This is a genomic window from Microbacterium sorbitolivorans (assembly GCF_003327285.1).
GTDB classification, from domain to species: Bacteria; Actinomycetota; Actinomycetes; order Actinomycetales; family Microbacteriaceae; genus Microbacterium; species Microbacterium sorbitolivorans.
Genome location: NZ_KZ848473.1, coordinates 56,076 through 73,987, shown reverse-complemented (window position 1 = coordinate 73,987; position 17,912 = coordinate 56,076). Strand labels below are relative to the sequence as shown.

Genomic DNA, 17,912 nt, shown 5'->3' with positions numbered 1-17,912 from the left:
TCATTCTACGATCTATGCTCGTTTACATGTCAACGAAGCCCCCTAGAGTCGTGATCCTCACGTGCAGCACCCGGCCCGGAGCGATAGGCCCGGCGGTTGCAGACTGGCTCCTGCAAACCCTCACCCCCCGCGCCGACGCACTCGATGTCGAGCTTCAGCATGTGTCGTTGCGCGATCTCGATCTCCCGTTCTTGGACGAGGAGGAGCATCCGGCAATCGGCGCCTATCGAAACCCGCACACCAAAGCGTGGAGCAAGATCGTCGACGAGGCCGATGGCTTCATCGCGGTCACGCCTGAATACAACTACGGCATGCCCGCAACGCTCAAGAACGCCCTCGACTACCTGAGCCGCGAATGGGCTTGGAAGCCCATGGGGTTCGTGAGCTACGGCAACACGTCGGCAGGCACCCGATCCGTGCAGCACGCGAAGCAGGTGATAACGACGCTTCGTCTCGTCCCCCTCGGCTCGACCGTCGCCCTGCGTCTGAAAGACACGATCGATTCGACCGGAGTGCGTCCGAGTGCACAGCTGACCGCGTCGGCGAACGGCTTGCTGGAGGAGCTGGTCAGACTAGCTCACACGCTCAAGCCCATGCGGGAGGCTGCACGACCCGGTATCGAAGTCGGGCCGTTGCCCGGTAGCTACGCATGCCCGTTGACTCCCGACGACGCCCCGCACGTACTGGTTCTGCAGCGATGCTGCTGGGTCGACGAGGCGTTGAGCAACGAAACGCTGGGCCTCGCTCCGTTCACCGAGACCCTCGAAGACGTGCAGGCCTGGCTCACCGACTGGGAGAGCGTCGGACTCTGGCTCCACGGTCGTCTCATCGGAATGGTTCGCGCTCGACGCGCATCGCGAACAGGGCACATCGGCAGACTCGCCGTCGTTCCCGATCTCTACGGGCGGGGAATCGGGCGCTGGCTCCTCCGGCACGCGACGGATGCTCTCGCCAGCTCCTGCGACCGGATACAACTCAGCACCGGATCGCGGAGCACGAAGAACATCCATCTGTACACGAGCGAAGGATTCGTCCAGCACGCCGAGAACCCCGAAGGAACAGTCGAACTCGTCAAGCGTTCTTGAAGTGAGGCCCGACGGACTGACATCCGGTCCCCTACCCGTGCACCTACTTGTCGTCGCCCGATTGAGGAATCGGCAGGCTTTCGAGGAATGCTCTTGCCGCGGGGGTGGGGTTGAAGCTGCTCCACGCGAGGTATTCGATACGGGTGGGGCCATCGGTGACCGGGATCGTTCGAAGACCCATACTGCTGGGTGAGATCACGGCGGGTGACAGCAGGGCGATCACGAGGCCCTGCCTGACCAGGTCGAGGATGAGGTCGGCGCTCATCGCTTCGAAGGCGACCTCGCGATGGATGCCGGCGGCCTGGAACGCGAGGTCGGAGGGAAGCCGTCCGGGTGTTCCTTCGGGAAAGTCCACGAACGCTTCATCGGCCAAGTCTTCCAATCGCAACCTGCGACGCCGCGCCAGTGGGTGTTCAGCGGACACGACAGCGACGAGTCGTTCCCGGGCGAGCACGCGCGCGTTCACGCCTTTCGGGGGTGCGCTGTCGGGCAGCCCGAGCACTGCCACGTCCATACGGCCCTCGCTGATCGCGGTGACGAACTCATCGCTACCGCCGCCTCGGAGCTTGATCCGCACCGCAGGGTGGGTGCGATGGAAGTGCCCGAGCGCAGCGGGTATATCGATGGCGGTCACCGTCGGAATCACACCGATGGTGAGACTGCCTCGAATCTGACCGTCCGCCTCCGCCGCCTCGGAGACCGCCCGTTCAGCCGCATCGAGACTCTCTCGTGCTCGCGCCAGGAATGCCTCTCCGGCGGCGGTGATCTCAACCCTACGGCTGGTGCGCGCGAACAGCCTCACCCCGAGTTCGCGTTCGAGCGCCTTGATCTGGTGGCTCAGAGCGGACTGCACCACGAGACACCGGTCCGCAGCGCGAGTGAAACTGCGCTCCTCGGCCACCGCGACCACATACCGCATCTGCTGAAACTCCACACTTCAATGATTCCTGTTCATCACTGTCATGACAACAATGTCCTGGACTCATCAGAACGTCGGCCCCGACGATGTAACCATGAGCATCACGACCCCACCGCGCACGCCTCCAAGCCCGCAGGCAGGATCCACGCGCCGAGCGGGCTGGACGATACTGACTGCGCTGACCCCGATGGCCTGGGGCACCACCTACATCGTGACAACGCACCTGCTGCCCGAGGGGCATCCTCTTTTCGCCGCGATGATGCGCTCGCTTCCCGCAGGTCTGATCGCGCTCCTGATCGCGAGGCAGTTGCCGCACGGTTCGTGGTGGTGGAAGAGCCTCGCGCTCGCCACCTTGAACATGGCCGCATTCTTCCCGCTGCTCTTCCTCGCAGCCCAGCAGCTGCCAGGCGGAGTAGCAGCCACGCTGGGTGCGGCACAGCCCATCGTTATCGCGTTCCTCGCCGTGGCGATCCTGCACGAGAAGCTCTCGCTCTGGCGAGTCACGTGGGGCATGCTCGGCATGATCGGCGTTGCGCTCGTCGTCCTCGGCCCGAACGCTGCGATGTCGCCTCTTGGTATCCTCGCCGGCTTGGGCGGTGCCGTGTCGATGGGCACTGGCGTGGTGCTGACGAAGAAGTGGGGGCGCCCCGAAGGGGTATCCGCAGTCGGTCTGGCCGGGTGGCAACTCACCGCGGCCGGTCTTGTCCTGCTGCTGCCGGCTCTGCTCATCGACGGCATTCCGCCCGGTATCGACGGCAAGGCCGTGCTGGGGTACGCCTGGCTTGGGCTGATCGGTGCGCTGCTGACCTACACCATCTGGTTCGCCGGCATCCGGCGTCTGCCTGTAACGGCAACCGCCCTGCTCGGCCTGCTCTCTCCGCTCATGGCGGCGGTGCTCGGCACCGCGATCGCAGGTGAAGCCCTGACCCCACTCCAACTTCTCGGCTTCGCCGCCGCACTCATCGCGATGGTCGCCGGTCAACTCCCGCCACCGAGAATGAAAGACCGCATCCGATCATGAGAGCCGCTGCATTCGGCGCGATCGGCATCGTCAGGAGCCTCCAACCAACTCAGGGCGCTTCACACCTCGACCTGCGATTCCACGAGCGCTGCTGCATCGTCAAGCGTTGAGCGACGCGTACGAGCTGTCGGCGCTGCGTCGCCTTCGTTCGATTCAGGGACAGTGCTCACGCGACATCCAGGGGCCTGATCGCGGCGATCTGGTCGCTCAGGGCTCGCCGCTCAAGGCGCAGCTCGTCGTTCGACTGCAGGTTCATCCCCAGCTCCTCGGACATGCCGAAGTGCCGCGCGAGTCGGATCGCGCTGTCAGTCGTGAGACCCTTTCTACCGTGCACGATTTCGTTGATCCGCAGCGGCGGCACTCCGATCGACACTGCCAGCCTATTCTGCGTGATCTCGAACACTTTGCTGAAGTCGTCCATCAGGATCTCTCCCGGATGGATCGGCTCGATCAGGTCGGCTTCAGTGGCCGGCGGCGAGTTCGACATCCGCCCTCGACGTCCTTCGCCGCATGGATCGGCTCAAGCTTGCGCAGAGTCGCTCGCTGCACCGTGCGATCGACCGCTTGACGTACTGCTCATGTCAGATGCGATCGCTGTCCTTGCTGCGCAGAATCGCGCCAGCGTCGAACTGAGGGGCACGCCGTTGTCCTGCGCTGTGACGCGTAGGGTCTCCGGCGGCCATTGCGGCGAGCAGCGCTGGGCCTCTTCGTTCGACATGGGCACGCGTGAGAGGTAGCGCGAGCAGGAGCGTGAGCGAGCCGACGATCGCGCCGAAGGCCAGGTGTGCGGCCGAGGATGGTGCGGTAAGGGTGAGACCGGCGGGGATGAGCGGGATGGTTGCCGCGATGGCTACAGCGGTGAAGATCGTCCATTGTGCTCCGGCGGGATTGCCGGCGTTGTCCGAGGACGCAACTCGGTTTCTCGCGTCTGCTCCGATGGCCGGTATCAGCGCGCTGAGCAGTGGTGCGGTCGCGCACCCGGCACCGGTCGCGGCGAGAGTCATACCGACCGCGAGCGGACCGAACTGGGACCTGCTGGCGATGCTGAGGGCAATCGTGCCGACTATTGCTGGTAGGCCGAAGAGCAGCATCCAGGTGACCTGTCGTCCGATAATGTCGGCGCGCAGGGCACCGGGCGTGGTGAGGATCTGCCATAGTGCCGTGCCGTCGAGGGCGTACGTGTTCACGGCGGCCATCGCAGCGATTGCCGCCGCTACGACACCGATGAACGGGAGGGACCACGCCCAACCGCTGGGAGCCACCAGGACCACCATGAGAACGGGCGTGAGCCATGCATGCCCGAGGCCGAGGCGACGATGCGGGTCGCGGAACCAGGTCTTGACCTCGCGCGCAACGACGGCCCCGGTTGCGCTCTCCGGCCACGCGACACGGACGCGACGACGCTCACGCACGGAAATGCCCGAGCGCGCGGTCCGAGGCGGTTGGCGCAACGTGCGTGCGGTGAGTTCGATCCATGCTCTGCGTAGCAGCAGCGCACAGGACAGGGTGCCGACGAGCGGTGCAGCGATCGCTGCCGGTGCCGCTCCTGACATCGCTGCGTTCACCGCGACGAGACCCCACCCGGTAGGAAGGGTGAGCAGGGTCGTCACGAGAGATTCGGGCACGACGGCCTCGGTCGGTGGGGTGTGCATCGTGACATCTCCGTCACCAAGGTTCGGCAGGACCACCGCGAACAAGGGAACCCACCCGGCGAAGGAGAGCGCCAGCACCGCGGACATCTGGAAGATCGCTGTCCTGACGCCCCAGGCCGAGCGGAGCAAACGGGCCACCAAGGCGGATGCGCACCGCCCTAGCCACACCAGGAGAAGCACCTGTGCTCCTACCGCCAGGAGGGCGACAGCGATGACGCCGGGCCCGTGTGGCGCGGCGACTACGATGAAGCTGAGCAGGGCAGATGTGGTGATCACGGTTCCCACGCTCATCGCCTCGCTGGCCGACATCTCCCTGGCGATACGCACCGGCGGTCGCGGGAGCGTGCGGAACCACTGCGGGTCCAGGATCGGAGCAACGCCCGGCAACAGGACCGGGCCGAGCAGCCATGTCACTCCGAAGACTGAGATGGCAACGGCGAGCCAGCCTGGATCGAGATCTCCAGCGCGAGTGAGAGCCGCCACGGCGATGACGCCGGCGGCAGCGATGAGTCCGGCGATCAGGCCGAAGACCCGCTCGTCGTTCGGGCCGCGGCGGATGACCCGCCAGCGCAATGAGATGAAGTCGATACGGTGTCTCATCGCAGCCACCCGATGTCGCGATGCGGAGGAGCACCGACGAGGCGTATGAACGTCTCGGCGAGAGTGCCTTCGGCAGACACCTCGTCGATCGTGCCCTCAGCGAGGACATGCCCGTCGTTCATCACGGCGACCCGCTCGCAGCTGCGCTCGATCACGTCCATGATGTGGCTGGACAGCAACACTGTCCCTCCACCGTCGACGTACTGGCCGAGCAGCGTTTCCATTGCCAGGGCGGACACCGGATCGATGGCTTCGAACGGCTCATCCAGCACCAGCACGCGAGGCCGATGCATCATGGCGACCGCCAGTCCGATCTTCTTGCGCATGCCCGTCGAGTAGTCGACGATCAAGGTCGAAGGCGACCTGTCGAGCTCAAGGATCTCGAGAAGGTCCACAGCACGTTCGCGCGCCTCGCTCCCGATGCCGCGCAACCGGGCGGTGTATTCCAGGAGTTCGCTGCCGGTGAGCCGTTCGGGAAGGGAGAATCCTTCCAGCATGAGCCCCATGACCTCCAGTGCCTGCTCTCGACTCCGGCGGATATCGAATCCGGCGATCTCCACGCTCCCGGCGTCGGGGTCGAGGATGCCGGCGATCATCGACAGGAGCGTCGACTTCCCCGCACCGTTCGGCCCCACAAGGCCAAAGAACATGCCTTCCGGCACGCACAGGTCGACCTCATCGACGGCAACGCGATCGCCGAAACGAATGCTCAAGCCGGACAAACGCACTGCTGGCGAGGGCATCGCACTCATACTTCTTGTTCCTCCAATGAGGTCAGGGCAACGGGAACGGCCTCAGCAAGCGCGACGTTGCTTCGTACGCCGCATGCCGCGCTCGGTTCAGGCGCGCACGTGCTCGGCGAGGATCACGCCCGACTCGAACGCCTGCGTGCGGGTTGGTTTCCATGCCATCGGCGAGTAACCGGCAGACCCGAACAGAGGGATGCCCGCGCCGAGCACAACAGGGTTGATCTTCAGCACCAGCCGATCGATCTCCTCGATGAGCGATGCAGCGAGTGCGCCGCCGCCGCACAACCAGATGCCCAGCCCGTCCTCCTGTTTGAGTGCACGCGCGGCCGCTGTCGGATCGGCCGTCGTGAACTCGACGGCGTCACTTCCTTCCGGTCGCTGTGACGGCGTGCTCGTGAAGACGATCTGCCGCAGGTGCTGATACGGGTTCGGCAAGTGCGGGAGCCCGATGGCGTAAGTGTTTTTCCCCATGAGGACCGTGTCGAACGGCCCATCGGCGACGGAAAGACCGGCCGCCTCGGCCAGTTGCGTCGGAGCCGTGCCGCGATAGCGGGACCAGATCGGCTCCACGTGATCGCCGGCAGCAAGAAAGGTGTCGAACTCACCGCCGGGTCCGGCGATGTATCCGTCCAGGCTGACGGCGACGTAATAGGTCAGTTCTCGCATCGTTCTCCAATCACAGCATCTGCAGTGGTTGTGAGACTACATCATCTGCAGTGGTTGCGCTAGTCTCGCCTCATGGCCAAGAACGATGCACGCCGAAGCGCGCTCGCGGATGCAGGCATCGCCGTACTCGCACGCGAAGGAGCCCGCGGATTGACCCACCGCGCCATCGACCAGGAAGCGGGCGTCCCCACCGGGACGACGACGAACTACTTCCGGAGCAGGGAAGCGCTCCTCGCGGGCCTGTTCGAGAGAATCGGAACTCGCCTCGCCCCCACGCCGGATGATCTGGCCAAGCGCGCCGAACAACCACGCGGGCGAGCTGTGTTTGCCGACTACATGCGCGACATCGTGCGACGCCTGACCGCCGAACCCGACATCGCTCGCGCCCTGTTCGAACTACGACTCGACTCCGCACGGCGACCCGACCTCTCCGCCGTCCTCACGCCGTGGCTTCGCGCGAACTTCGAAGCGGATATCGCGTTCAACCAGTCGATGGGGCTGCCCGGCGGACGCAGGGAGATCGCGCTCTTTCACTACGCGATCGACGGCCTGCTCTTCGACCTGCTGACCACCCCGATCGCCCCGGACATCTCGAGCGATGACGTAATCGATGATCTTGTAACCGGACTGCTCCCCGACGAATGAGTACCTGACTGTTTCCCCGACCCGGCGCGATTCCGAGCCCTTCGTCCGCACCCTCAGAAATATCCGTTCAGCTCCGAGTCTCAGGATTGCTCATAACGTCGGCCCAGCTTGTCGATGTGTTCCCTGACGGACGCGAGGAGCTACTCGTGAGAGGGACCTCATCCCGTACTACGGGCAATAGTGCTCATCACTGCAGGCCTACGAGGTTCTACCCCATGCCCGATGAGCTCAGCGACCGGCGCTGCGGTTCCTCAGCACCGGTCGACTCAGACGTTGAACCGGAACTCCACCACGTGCCCACACGTAGGACTATTTGGGCTCTTCAGAGTTGACTGTGGGCGCGCCGGTGGTGCGGGGTAGCTGGGGATAGACATCGAGGTCCCCGACGATGAGCCGACTTCTGTCAACGTCGGTTGAATTCTGACCCCCTATCGGCGGGCGGGTTCGAGAGCCGCTCACGCAACAGTGGATAGACGGTTCGCTTCGGGTGGACCGCGCCCGGGAAGCCCGTGTACGTGGCTTTCTCGGCTGGCCAGCAGCTTCGACGGACGAGCGAGACAAGACCGGATTGATTCGCGAACTCGGTCAGCTCAAATGAGTGCGAAGGATTGAACTGTGTGCGCGCCCTCGTCGGCGGCGTGTGGTTCGACGACCCCGAGCCTGAAGCAACCGCAAATCGCGGTTGCTTCGTCTCCACCGGAGCAGCGAACGCAATTCGACGGGAGAGAAGTCCGGCAGCGTCAGAGAAATCGGCGTTCACGTGGATCAGCACGTCGTGTTCTTCGAAGTGCACGTCATACATGCGTTCTGTCGTCGTGATGCTCCCCACGACAGGACGAAGCAACTCGACTTCGGCGTCGGTCAGTCCGATCGCGAGAACCCGAGGCCGCGGAGCGTCAATCTCGATCTGCATGCTTCCGATCTTGTCAGCACTCACAGACGGGCTTCACCGGTCGCGTACTCCAGGCACGTCATGCAGCAGTCGCCGCCGATGTGGTGGTGCACACGCAGCATCATCGGATCGTGACCGGTGTGCCAGAGGTGGGCCTCCTCCAGGCCGGGATCCCCCGGACCAGGAACGACGCCGCACAGCGGCAGCAGATCGCCCCGGTCGGCGTACACGTGGTGGACGATGGTGGCGCGTGCGATCATGACGAGTCCTCGCGAGGTAGGAAACCCCTGCCGGAGCCGGGGCCTGACGGGATCCACTCACGATACGAGACGGGTCCGACAGCAGATCAGTCCGCGCTAGACTCGCGTCATCAGAACCCTGCGGCCGACACCGGCACGCAGGGTTTCCCGGTTTCCAGCGGTGATACTAGCGGTGACATTGGCCGATTTGCCACCCCGCAGAAACAACGAAACCCCGGAAAATCGTTGATTTTCCGGGGTTTTTGGTCGGGCTGACAGGATTTGAACCTGCGACCCCTTGACCCCCAGGCGTCCAGACGGCTTCGGCCGGACCGGATTCCGCGTGATTCCGGGCGTCAGATCATGCGGAGCACGTCACGAGATGCATGGTTTGCACGGTTCTGGTCCCCTTCTGGTCCCCCTCATCAATCACGAAGATCCTGAACGAGGTTGCTCCGCGGTGCGAACCGCAGACCGAGCGCCGGGATCAGCGGTGCTGCCTGAGTGCACTTGCCACAGGTCCCTCAGGTCAGAACCGGCGAGGTCTGACCCGCGCGGAACGTGCCGACCCCAATCAGCGTCAGACAGTTGCGAAAGGAACTCACGCGCCTCTGACGGACGAAGGGATCCTGGTTCGTGGCCCTGTGCGAACTCCGCCCCGAGCGAGTTAGCTGCCGTTCTCGGAACTGAACTCATCCGCATCACCACGCCTGCCTCGGTGTTGACCCCGTGATAGAGCATCGCACCGAGCAGGTTGATGCTTCGCAGGTCGCTCTCGCTGACGTTCTCAAAATCGATACCGCTTGTGGAGGCGTCGGTGTTCGGAGCCCGGTGACCGAACTGTCGGGCGAAGGCGGTACTGAGGACGAACGCGTTGGAGGAGTCGACTTGATGGGCGACCGTCGCGCCGGTGTCGCGGAGGAGGTCGGCAGCGAGGCAGAGTCGCCAGCCGGCGGTGTCATGCGGTAGAATCGAGTCCATGCATTTGTACTTCCTGTGACGGTTGAGCAGGCCTACCGCGCTCGTTGAGAAATCCGAGACTGCGGCGGCCGCTCGTTCTGACCCTTCTGGGTCGCCGTCATTTGCGTACCTATCTGCCTGTCCGTGGCTGGTGGTGCGTCGTCTCGAAGGACTTCAATGCTTACCCCGACGAACCGTCATCCGGCGCGCCATCGCGCGCAACTCATCACTTCCGACGTGTCTTTGATGCGCGGAGCCACACCCGTCCTCCATCATGTCGACCTCACCCTCACTTCCTCATCGCGTGTCGCGATCGTGGGAGAGAACGGGCGAGGGAAATCGACCCTCCTGCAGGTACTCGCTGGCGTCCTGGTCCCGGACAGCGGAACAGTCCAGCGCATTGGCACGATCGCTGTGGCCGAGCAAGAGATGACCGCCGCTGACAGTCGAACTGTTGGGCAAGCGGTCGCAGAGGCGATCGCCGAACCACTGGCCGCGTTGGCGGCGCTCGACGCGGCCGCTCTCGCTCTCGCGGACAACACGGACCGGGCGGAGGAGCAGTACACGGCCGCGTTGGAACATGCCGAAGCGCTCGATGCGTGGGATGCCGAACGGCGCGTGCAGATCGCGCTCGAAGCACTCGACGCGGAGACGGACTCGACCAGGCTTCTCGCAGACCTCTCGGTGGGACAGCGTTATCGGGTACGGCTGGCGTGCCTCCTGGGCGCCGATCACGACTTCGTCCTGCTTGATGAGCCCACCAACCACCTCGACCGAAGCGGGCTCGAGTTCCTGACCGCGCAGCTCCGAGCGCGGAGCGGGGGTGTTGTCGTCGTCAGCCACGATCGCGCGCTGCTGTCCGACATCGCGGAGACCATCGTCGACCTGGACCCGACGCCGGACGATCGGCCGCGCGTGTACGGGAACGGCTATGCCGGCTACCGGGAGGGACGTCTGGCCGAGCGGGAACGCTGGGAACAGGACTATGACCACCAGCAGGCCGAGCATGCTCGGCTACAGGACAGTCTCAGCGCCGCGCAGAACCGACTCGTCTCGGGGTGGAGACCAGAGAAGGGCACCAACAAGCATGGGCGCGCCACCCGGGCCGGCGGGCTTGTGCAGAACGTGCACCGACGCCAGGAAGCACTCGAAGCCCACGCCGTCACCGTGCCGGAACCGCCTCAGCTCTTCCGGTTCCCCGAACTCCCCACAAGAACCGGCGCGGTTCTCCTCAGCGTCGATCACGTCAGCGTCGCCGGGCGGCTGAGCCAGCCAGTGTCGTTCTCACTCTCCCACCGCGGCCGTCTCGTTGTGACCGGCCCGAACGGTGCTGGCAAGTCCACACTGCTGAGCGTGGTCGGTAGTGAGCTATCGCCGGACACCGGAGCGGTTCGGATGCCTCGGAGCACGCGCCTCGGCTTTCTCCATCAGGAGACGACCCTGCCGCCCGATCGGAGAGCGAGCGAGGTGTACGCCACGCACGTCGGCGCGCTCGTGTCCGAAGGTACCTTGCAGGAATCGGATGCGATCGGCCTCTCCCAGCTTGGTCTCCTGCGCCCGCGCGAGGCGGGCAAACGAGTGGGCGAGCTCTCGATGGGGCAACAGCGCCGGCTCGATCTGGCACTCGTGCTCGCGATGCGCCCGCATGTGCTGCTCCTGGACGAACCCACCAACCACCTTTCAATCGCGCTCGTTGACGAACTCACCGACGCGCTCGGAGCGACCGCAGCGGCGGTCGTCCTGTCAACGCACGACCGGCAGCTGCTCCGTGACGTTGACGAATGGCCGAGCCTCGAACTGACTTCGATGGTCGAAGGCGAGGCGCTGGTATGAGCGAGAAGAACCTCAACCGGATACGTGCCCTGCGGCCACTGGGTTCGCGGGATTATCGGCTCCTGTTCGCCGCAGTCGGCATCGAGGTCTTCGGCACCGGGATGTGGACCATCGTGATGGTCTTCCAAGTCCTCGCGCTCGATGACAGCCCGCTCGCGCTCTCAGCGGTCGCAACAGGGATGAGCTTGGGCCTGTTCGCCTTCTCGATCCTGGGTGGCGTTGTCGCCGATCGGTTCTCCAAACGACGCATCATCATCACCGTGCAGGGATGCACCGCGGCTGTGATGACCGTGGTGGCAGTCCTGTCCCTCACCGAGACGATCGAACTGTGGCACGTCGGCGCCGCTTCCTTCGCGATGGGCGCAGGAAGCGCGTTCTTCTACCCCGCCTACAGCGCGTATCTGCCCCAGGTGCTTCAGTCTGAGCAGCTCCTCGCCGCGAACGGGCTCGAAGGCGCTCTCCGACCCTCGATGGGGCAAGGCCTCGGTCCCGCCCTCGGCGGAATCGTCGTCGGCACGTTCTTTCCCGCCATCGGGGCCATGATCGTCGCAGCGTCGTACGCGATCGCGTTCATCCTCACTCTGTTCCTCAGTCGACGCGACGAACTGACCACGGTCACTTCTCCGGAGCAGCGCACGAGTGTGTGGGGCGACCTTCGAGCAGGCGTCAACTATGTGGCTCGCACTCGCTGGTTGCTCTGGACTCTGATCTTCGGCTCCTCTCTCGCCCTCATCATCCAGGGACCGATCGAAGTGCTGCTGCCGTTCATCACCCGCGACAGGTTCGAGGACGCCGAATCGACGTTCGGTTTCCTCCTTGCCGCATTCGGCATCGGCGGGGCGATCGGCTCACTCGTTGTGTCATCGCTGAAACTCCCGCGCCGCTACCTCACATTCATGATCGCTTGCTGGGGCGGCGGAACCCTCCCCCTTGCGGTCATCGGTGTCGCCGACAACCTGATTCTGATGCTCTCAGCACTGTTCATCGTCGGCGCGGCGACCGGAGCCGGTGTCGTCATCTGGGGAACCCTGCTGCAACGTCTGGTGCCGCTCGACATGATCGGCCGAGTCGCGAGCCTCGACTTCTTCGTCTCGATCGCCTTCATGCCGGTCTCGATCGCCATCGCAGGCCCGCTCTCACTGCTCGTGCCCATCCCCGTGATCTTCGTCATTGCCGGCATCGCGCCACCCGCCCTTGCGCTGATCGCTCTGCTGGCGGGGCGGATGCGCGAAAGCGAGATGGAACGCTCACTGGACGAACGCTGAGACGCGACTGTCCGGGTCAAGAACATGTTGGGATTCGAGGCAGACGAACAAGGCCTGCGCTCACCCATCACGGCCTTGACCCGGACCGAGCATCGTCCGATCGGTCCGGTGGCGTATGACTGCATCAAGGTTGTCATCGTCCGCTCTGGGTCCGCGGCTCCTCGACCAAGGGCATGGAAGTGTCCATGACGCTGCTGGAGTTCGTCACCTCCATCGGCGACCGGTGGGCGCGTGGCCTGGACCCGACCTCCACCGGTGAGACCTACGGGTACGGGCTGAAGCTGCGGGTGCTGCCCGCGCTCGGGCATCTGCCGGTCACCCAGATCACCGCGGGGATCATCGATCCGCACCATTGATGAGTGGGAACAGCGCCACGGTGCCTCGACCATCAAGAACACTATCGCCCCGCTCGTCCGGGTGCTCGATGAAGCCGTGCGGGACGGACTGATCCAGATCAACCCCGCGAAGAACCGTGCCAAGCGGAGCCTGAACCGCAACGCCTTCCGCGGCCAGTCCGCCGAACACGCCTCCCCGCGGGCGCACGCGATCCCCGACATGAAGACCCTCAACCGGCTCACCAGGGCGTGTGGGAAGGTCCATCAGTCCTACAGCGACTTCGTGATGCTCGCCGCGCTGCTCGCGGCCCGATCCTCGGAGGTCTCCGGGTTGCAGGTCGGGGACGTCGACTTCGACAAGAACCTCGTGGTGATCCGCCGGCAGGTGTTCCCCGGCAAGGGCGGACTGGTCACCAAGCCGACCAAGAGCCGCAAAGAACGCCGCGTGCCGATCCTCGAACCTCTCCGGCCCGTGCTGGAACGCCTCACCGACGGCAAGGAGCCCGAGGACTCGCTACTGGTCGGCCCGAAGGGCGGCTACCTCACCACCGCGACCGTCCGCGACGCCACCAACTGGGACGGCATCGTCGCGAAGCTCGGCCTGCCCGACCTCACCCGGCACGGGCTACGTCACACCGGGGCGACCTGGATGGCCGACGCTGGCATCCCGCTGCACGTCCTCCAAGACATCCTCGGGCACGCGTCGATGGAGACCACCCGCGGCTACCTGCACCCCGACGACCGCCACCTCGCCTCCGCCGCTGAGCAGGCCAACGCCTTCCTCTCCGCCGCCGGACAACGCAAGCACACCCGGCGCAGCAGCCCCGCGACCAGGGGCCTGTGATGCGCTCCCACCCCCGCGGGAGTGCTCCCGGAAGCGTTCTGGTCCCCTTTTGGTCCCCTTCTGGTCCCCTTATCCACAGGAAGCAGGTCCAGGGCGGTCCGTTCGTCCACAGTCGACCACCAACGAGAGCGCCGGGGGGGGACCAGAGGGGGACCACGGAAAACGACCCCCGGACATGAAGAAGCCCAGGCGAGAAACCTACTCTCACCTGGGCTTTTACGTCGGGCTGACAGGATTTGAACCTGCGACCCCCTGACCCCCAGGCGTCCAGACGGCTCCGGTCTGCCCGGATTCCGCGTGATTCCGGGCGTCAGATCATGCAGAACACGTCACGGGATGCATGGATTGCATGATTCTGGTCCCCTTCTGGTCCCCCTCGTAGGCAAGCTCAGTTCGCGGCCAGAGCCGCGAGAGGCGCTACGGCGGCGTGGAACCTGTTGCCCACGAGCAGCACGACGATCTTGTGTCTGGCTCTGGAAAAGACCACGTAGAGGAGCCGACTTGTTGTGGGGAACGGTTCCGATTCGTAGCCCATGAAGTCTCCCTCCCGCAACACCACGACGGTTGCGTCGGCCTCGCGTCCCTTCGTCTGGTAGAGGTTCATTAGTTGAACCTCTCGCGGGCTCAGCGCCGAGTCCGTGAGCGCCGCGTAACTCGCCTCACGAGCTTCCGCACAGATCGCTGCAACCATCTGACGGTCATCGCGGGCGCTGCTCGTGCGTGCCGCTCGCGCGTACATCACCGAGAGCAGGGTGGCTGCTTGCTGCCAGGCGCCCGACTTCTGCGGTAGTCCGAGCGCGTCGTGTGCCGTCGCCGCTACCTCGATTACCTCCCGAATGGACCCCGCCTCGGAGAGACGCTCTCGAAGAGCGCTCAGGCGAGCTTGCAGGGTCGTGGGGCCTGAACCGTTCATCACCTGGTACGCGATGGGGGGCGCCTTCTGCCCACGTTGCGCGCTCGTCAGGAACACGGCTATCGCTTCGAGAACAATTCCCCAGGTGCCATCGCCGGTGTGGAATCGCGCCATCGCTGTCTGGGCGTCGAGAGCGGCGGCGAGCGCGTCACTGAGACCAGCAACTTCATGTTCGATCCCGGCGGCTTCAAGTGCATCCGAGAGAGCCGCGAGCATGTCGTTATGGTGCGTGAATACTGCCACGCCCATATCTTCCGCGGCCAACTCGCTAACGACCCGTGCGACCTGACTGGTCTCGTCGGAGAGTGGTATTCCGTCTTGGATGACCAGTCTTTCGTCCTGGATGGCGGCCGCGATGGCCTCTGAGCCGAACAGGCGTCCCCTGATGGCGTTGGCGACGGCCGGGATGATCCCGGAGGGGTCTCGGAAGGAGGTTTCTGGCAGCAGGATGGTGTTCTCTGTCCCAGCGGCCGAGCAGGCTTCATCGATGCGCTCCACTCTGACGCCGTCTTCGGCGAGGAACGTGTAGATGCACTGGTTCGGGTCGCCGAGCAGTATCAACCTGCTGTCGCGGGCAATCAGCTGAAGGAGGTCTTGCTGCGCATCGCCGGTGTCCTGAAACTCGTCGACGATTACGAGGCCCCATCGGGTGCGAAGGTGTTCTGCGACAGCAGGTGCGGCCTGAGCGATTTCAAGTGTGAGCGGGATGAGCCTGCTGTATCCGATCTCGTGCTGGGCCAGCCCGAGCTTCTCGCGAGCGGGGCTGACGAGGACGGCGTCGCCGTGTCCGACCAGATTCCCGAATCTCCGGACCACGGAGAACGCGAGCGAGTGGAACGTCATGATGTCCACCTGGGAGCCTCGGCGGCCGAGAATCTCATTTGCGCGGGAGGCGATGCGCGCCACCGAGGAACGAGAGAACGAGAGGAACAGGACCCGATCGTGGGGTTCGCTTTCTGCTACTCGTTCAAGATGGGCGTGAGCTGCGGCGAGCGCGCTGGTCGTCTTTCCGACACCCGCTCCGCCGAGCACGACAGTGAGTTCGGCCTGCGTCGCTACGACTCGCTGCTGCTCCGGGTTCTGCGGGGCGAATGTCATGGCAGATCAGGGATGTCGATGCGTCCGAGCGTATCGCCGCAGACTGCTTCGATCGCGGACCGCGCGATCGGCGGCTGTCGTGTCAGTGCGTGAGCCCAGGCTGCCCCTAGCCCCTGCTTCTTGATCACTTTCGTCGCGATGAGGTGGTCCGCGATGTCGTCGTCGCCGAGATCGGGTGGCAGGGCAGGCATGCCGAAGTCTTCCAGGGTCTCGACCGTCTCTCGGAGCTGATCTCCAGGTACGCCGCGGATGAGCGCGGCCTCCACGGCGGTGCGAGTGGGAAGCACGACGAGTTGTTCGACCATTCCTGCAAGGACTCCGACTGCTGGATCTTCGTGTCCTGGCTTGTCATTGTCGACGATCGCTCGGACGTGGAATCCGAGTTCAAGGGCGATCTCGGCAATGGCTGGGAGCCGGGTAACTCCTCCGTCTGACCCTGGCGGGGCGACCAGGCGGATGCCGTTAGCGGGGAGGCTGTGGTGCGGTTCGTTCGTCTTCCGGAAGAGCCGCGACGCGAGCGCGCCGTACCCCTCGACATCGAGCGGCCCCTCCAGGAGGACAACGGTTCTCGCGCTCAGCGCTGCGAGAAGCTGCTCCAGGATGAGCCTCCGGTTGACTCGGCCCGTCTTGTCCGTGACTGCAGAGAGCTGGTGCTGTCGTCTCTCGCCGTGGCTGACCGTGAGCCGAACCAGCTCACCGGGATCGAATGCTCGTACTACCTCAGGACGGCGCGTTGTGAGGATCGCTTGCCCTGCCGTTACGTGGATGAGCCGCGCCATGTGTTCAGATGAAGATGCGTCAAGGCGATCTCCAAAGTCATCGCCGATGATGACGACGCCTGATTGTGCATCTCGCGCGGCTGCGATGGCTTCAGCGGCCGAGAGCACACTCTCGAGAGTCGACCCCTGGGAACGGACGGGAAGGGCCCCGGCCGCACCCATCGAGATCGCTGGTTGAAGCGCTCTGAGGAGGGCAGCCATAGAACCGTCATCCGCCAGAAAACTGATGTCGGCGGAGTCATCGATACCGAAGAGAGCCTGCGGTCCGGAATCAATTACCTTATCCAGAACGCTAGTGACCACCTCCGTCTCAGAGAACGACCCGGTTGCAGCATGGACGGCCGAATCCAGATCGGTGAGGGCGCTGTCCAGGCCACCAGGATCGGCATCAGCAAGGAGTGCTCTCAGGACTCCCTCTGCCCGCAGCTGGAGAGCCGGCGCACTGTCAACGAACTGGACAGGCAGAGACTCACGCTCGATCCGGCTCGCCTTCTTGAACACACCGGCAGCGGGATCACTTCGCGCCGGGTAATCCACCCAGTGCTCACCGGTGTCCGTATCGAGGTCATATCGTGCGCGATAGCACAGACGTACGCCCAGAACCGCGTCGCCCGCGTTGCTTGGCGTGGCGATCTCCCCGGTTGCCCGGTCGAACGTTTCCAGATTCTCGCTGAGAAGAGTTTCTACGTCCTCCCCGAGGTCGAGGAGAGTCACCTCTACCTCCGTCAAGGACTCTTCATCGCCGTCAGCAGGTCGGTAGACGTCGAGAGGATTCACGCGGGACCGAGTACTGCGGGCGTCGAGAACCCGGCGCAGGGCCTCGACGATGTCAGTGCGGCCCGCCTGCGGCTCACCTGCAAGCACCATGTTCTCTGGCACCACGAGCGCTGCATGGCGATAACCCCGGAAGCGTCCGATACGGATGCGCGCGACCCTCATTGGCTACTCCTTGCATACCCCCCCCGATGCAAGCTGAGCGCTCGGCTCGCAACGGGACGATGAGCGTGAATCAACGGACCTTCTCCCGCTCGGAACCGGCGGCTCCCATGCCTATCGTCCCACGGACTGTGGTCAGTACCAGGCGGCGACGCACCATGGCCGTCCCGTGAGACACGCGACGACAGGTTCCGTACAAGCGTCCGAAGCGGCAGCTCGGCCTCGTTCCGTCTGGTTCCGCAGTTCAGGCGACCCACGCGGCGTCGCCGGCATGCTGAATGATTTGCATGACCGTGGTCCCGTGCCTGGGCGCCTGCCCGCGTCGAGAACTGTCACGGCGTCACGGGCGCCTATGGCAACCAGTTCGTGCGTTCGCGCATCAGCGGAGCTCCGGTTGATGCGCCTCGACGTGTCTCAGCCCGATCGCGAAACCGCGCGGCTACGGTTAGGACTGAACGACAGCTCTCGTCCGTTCGGCACC

The 17,912-nt window shown here is 64.6% G+C and carries 16 protein-coding genes; 7 read left to right on the top strand and 9 right to left on the bottom strand.

The window, feature by feature from the left end; genetic code table 11:
* Positions 1–26: 26 nt before the first annotated feature.
* Positions 27–1,085 (top strand): bifunctional NAD(P)H-dependent oxidoreductase/GNAT family N-acetyltransferase, encoded by a 1,059-nt coding sequence (locus tag DTO57_RS00345; RefSeq protein ID WP_114117225.1) that lies wholly within the window; start codon positions 27–29, stop codon positions 1,083–1,085.
* 43 nt (positions 1,086–1,128) lie between these two features.
* On the opposite strand, the gene DTO57_RS00340 is transcribed toward DTO57_RS00345, so the two are convergent.
* Positions 1,129–2,019: a LysR family transcriptional regulator gene (locus DTO57_RS00340; protein ID WP_114116255.1), complete on the bottom strand. Its 891-nt coding sequence runs from the start codon at positions 2,017–2,019 to the stop codon at positions 1,129–1,131.
* 79 nt (positions 2,020–2,098) lie between these two features.
* Between DTO57_RS00340 and DTO57_RS00335 the strand changes: the two genes are divergently transcribed.
* Positions 2,099–3,025, top strand: coding sequence for an EamA family transporter (locus DTO57_RS00335; protein WP_114116254.1), 927 nt, complete (start codon positions 2,099–2,101; stop codon positions 3,023–3,025).
* A 166-nt stretch (positions 3,026–3,191) separates the two neighbouring features.
* On the opposite strand, the gene DTO57_RS00330 is transcribed toward DTO57_RS00335, so the two are convergent.
* The 4 genes from DTO57_RS00330 to DTO57_RS00315 all read right to left on the bottom strand — a co-directional run bounded on the left by DTO57_RS00330 (position 3,192) and on the right by DTO57_RS00315 (position 6,692).
* Positions 3,192–3,512: a HigA family addiction module antitoxin gene (locus DTO57_RS00330; RefSeq protein ID WP_114116253.1), complete on the bottom strand. Its 321-nt coding sequence runs from the start codon at positions 3,510–3,512 to the stop codon at positions 3,192–3,194.
* 94 nt (positions 3,513–3,606) lie between these two features.
* Positions 3,607–5,277: a hypothetical protein gene (locus DTO57_RS00325; protein WP_162785601.1), complete on the bottom strand. Its 1,671-nt coding sequence runs from the start codon at positions 5,275–5,277 to the stop codon at positions 3,607–3,609.
* Positions 5,274–6,029 carry an ABC transporter ATP-binding protein gene (locus DTO57_RS00320; protein ID WP_114116251.1) on the bottom strand — a complete coding sequence of 252 codons (756 nt, stop codon included), beginning with the start codon at positions 6,027–6,029 and terminating at the stop codon, positions 5,274–5,276. The genes DTO57_RS00325 and DTO57_RS00320 overlap by 4 nt, the downstream gene beginning before the upstream one ends.
* A gap of 87 nt (positions 6,030–6,116) precedes the next feature.
* A complete protein-coding gene (locus tag DTO57_RS00315) occupies positions 6,117–6,692 on the bottom strand; it encodes a dihydrofolate reductase family protein (RefSeq protein ID WP_114116250.1) in 576 nt (191 codons plus the stop codon).
* A 72-nt stretch (positions 6,693–6,764) separates the two neighbouring features.
* Between DTO57_RS00315 and DTO57_RS00310 the strand changes: the two genes are divergently transcribed.
* Positions 6,765–7,337 carry a TetR/AcrR family transcriptional regulator gene (locus DTO57_RS00310; protein ID WP_114116249.1) on the top strand — a complete coding sequence of 191 codons (573 nt, stop codon included), beginning with the start codon at positions 6,765–6,767 and terminating at the stop codon, positions 7,335–7,337.
* Between the two features lie 403 nt (positions 7,338–7,740).
* Here DTO57_RS00310 and DTO57_RS14255 read toward each other — a convergent pair whose 3' ends face one another.
* Positions 7,741–8,250 (bottom strand): hypothetical protein, encoded by a 510-nt coding sequence (locus DTO57_RS14255; RefSeq protein WP_162785600.1) that lies wholly within the window; start codon positions 8,248–8,250, stop codon positions 7,741–7,743.
* 20 nt (positions 8,251–8,270) lie between these two features.
* The gene (locus tag DTO57_RS00305) at positions 8,271–8,489 is read right to left on the bottom strand and encodes a hypothetical protein (RefSeq protein WP_114116248.1); all 219 of its coding nucleotides are present in this window, start codon (positions 8,487–8,489) and stop codon (positions 8,271–8,273) included.
* A gap of 1,116 nt (positions 8,490–9,605) precedes the next feature.
* Here DTO57_RS00305 and DTO57_RS00295 point away from each other — a divergent pair.
* From DTO57_RS00295 to DTO57_RS00285, 4 genes are all read left to right on the top strand, one after another.
* Complete coding sequence (locus DTO57_RS00295; RefSeq protein ID WP_114116246.1) at positions 9,606–11,261, top strand: ABC-F family ATP-binding cassette domain-containing protein; 1,656 nt, start codon at positions 9,606–9,608, stop codon at positions 11,259–11,261.
* Positions 11,258–12,526: an MFS transporter gene (locus DTO57_RS00290; protein WP_114116245.1), complete on the top strand. Its 1,269-nt coding sequence runs from the start codon at positions 11,258–11,260 to the stop codon at positions 12,524–12,526. The genes DTO57_RS00295 and DTO57_RS00290 overlap by 4 nt, the downstream gene beginning before the upstream one ends.
* Before the next feature lie 185 nt (positions 12,527–12,711).
* Positions 12,712–12,882, top strand: coding sequence for a hypothetical protein (locus DTO57_RS14595; protein ID WP_229730356.1), 171 nt, complete (start codon positions 12,712–12,714; stop codon positions 12,880–12,882).
* A gap of 61 nt (positions 12,883–12,943) precedes the next feature.
* Complete coding sequence (locus tag DTO57_RS00285) at positions 12,944–13,705, top strand: tyrosine-type recombinase/integrase (protein WP_229730357.1); 762 nt, start codon at positions 12,944–12,946, stop codon at positions 13,703–13,705.
* Positions 13,706–14,093: 388 nt separating this feature from the next.
* On the opposite strand, the gene DTO57_RS00280 is transcribed toward DTO57_RS00285, so the two are convergent.
* Positions 14,094–15,716 carry a UvrD-helicase domain-containing protein gene (locus DTO57_RS00280; RefSeq protein WP_083311014.1) on the bottom strand — a complete coding sequence of 541 codons (1,623 nt, stop codon included), beginning with the start codon at positions 15,714–15,716 and terminating at the stop codon, positions 14,094–14,096.
* Positions 15,713–17,434: an OLD family protein gene (locus tag DTO57_RS00275; protein ID WP_114116244.1), complete on the bottom strand. Its 1,722-nt coding sequence runs from the start codon at positions 17,432–17,434 to the stop codon at positions 15,713–15,715. The genes DTO57_RS00280 and DTO57_RS00275 overlap by 4 nt, the downstream gene beginning before the upstream one ends.
* Positions 17,435–17,912: the final 478 nt, after the last annotated feature.

What these genes read in the sequence shown, in the direction of transcription:
- DTO57_RS00345 (WP_114117225.1), top strand. Translation starts at nt 27, where the DNA reads ATGTCAACGAAGCCCCCTAGAGTCGTGATCCTCACGTGCAGCACCCGG.
- DTO57_RS00335 (WP_114116254.1), top strand. Translation starts at nt 2,099, where the DNA reads ATGAGCATCACGACCCCACCGCGCACGCCTCCAAGCCCGCAGGCAGGA.
- DTO57_RS00330 (WP_114116253.1), bottom strand. Translation starts at nt 3,512, where the DNA reads ATGTCGAACTCGCCGCCGGCCACTGAAGCCGACCTGATCGAGCCGATC.
- DTO57_RS00325 (WP_162785601.1), bottom strand. Translation starts at nt 5,277, where the DNA reads ATGAGACACCGTATCGACTTCATCTCATTGCGCTGGCGGGTCATCCGC.
- DTO57_RS00320 (WP_114116251.1), bottom strand. Translation starts at nt 6,029, where the DNA reads ATGAGTGCGATGCCCTCGCCAGCAGTGCGTTTGTCCGGCTTGAGCATT.
- DTO57_RS00315 (WP_114116250.1), bottom strand. Translation starts at nt 6,692, where the DNA reads ATGCGAGAACTGACCTATTACGTCGCCGTCAGCCTGGACGGATACATC.
- DTO57_RS00310 (WP_114116249.1), top strand. Translation starts at nt 6,765, where the DNA reads ATGGCCAAGAACGATGCACGCCGAAGCGCGCTCGCGGATGCAGGCATC.
- DTO57_RS14255 (WP_162785600.1), bottom strand. Translation starts at nt 8,250, where the DNA reads ATGCAGATCGAGATTGACGCTCCGCGGCCTCGGGTTCTCGCGATCGGA.
- DTO57_RS00305 (WP_114116248.1), bottom strand. Translation starts at nt 8,489, where the DNA reads ATGATCGCACGCGCCACCATCGTCCACCACGTGTACGCCGACCGGGGC.
- DTO57_RS00295 (WP_114116246.1), top strand. Translation starts at nt 9,606, where the DNA reads ATGCTTACCCCGACGAACCGTCATCCGGCGCGCCATCGCGCGCAACTC.
- DTO57_RS00290 (WP_114116245.1), top strand. Translation starts at nt 11,258, where the DNA reads ATGAGCGAGAAGAACCTCAACCGGATACGTGCCCTGCGGCCACTGGGT.
- DTO57_RS14595 (WP_229730356.1), top strand. Translation starts at nt 12,712, where the DNA reads ATGACGCTGCTGGAGTTCGTCACCTCCATCGGCGACCGGTGGGCGCGT.
- DTO57_RS00280 (WP_083311014.1), bottom strand. Translation starts at nt 15,716, where the DNA reads ATGACATTCGCCCCGCAGAACCCGGAGCAGCAGCGAGTCGTAGCGACG.
- DTO57_RS00275 (WP_114116244.1), bottom strand. Translation starts at nt 17,434, where the DNA reads ATGAGGGTCGCGCGCATCCGTATCGGACGCTTCCGGGGTTATCGCCAT.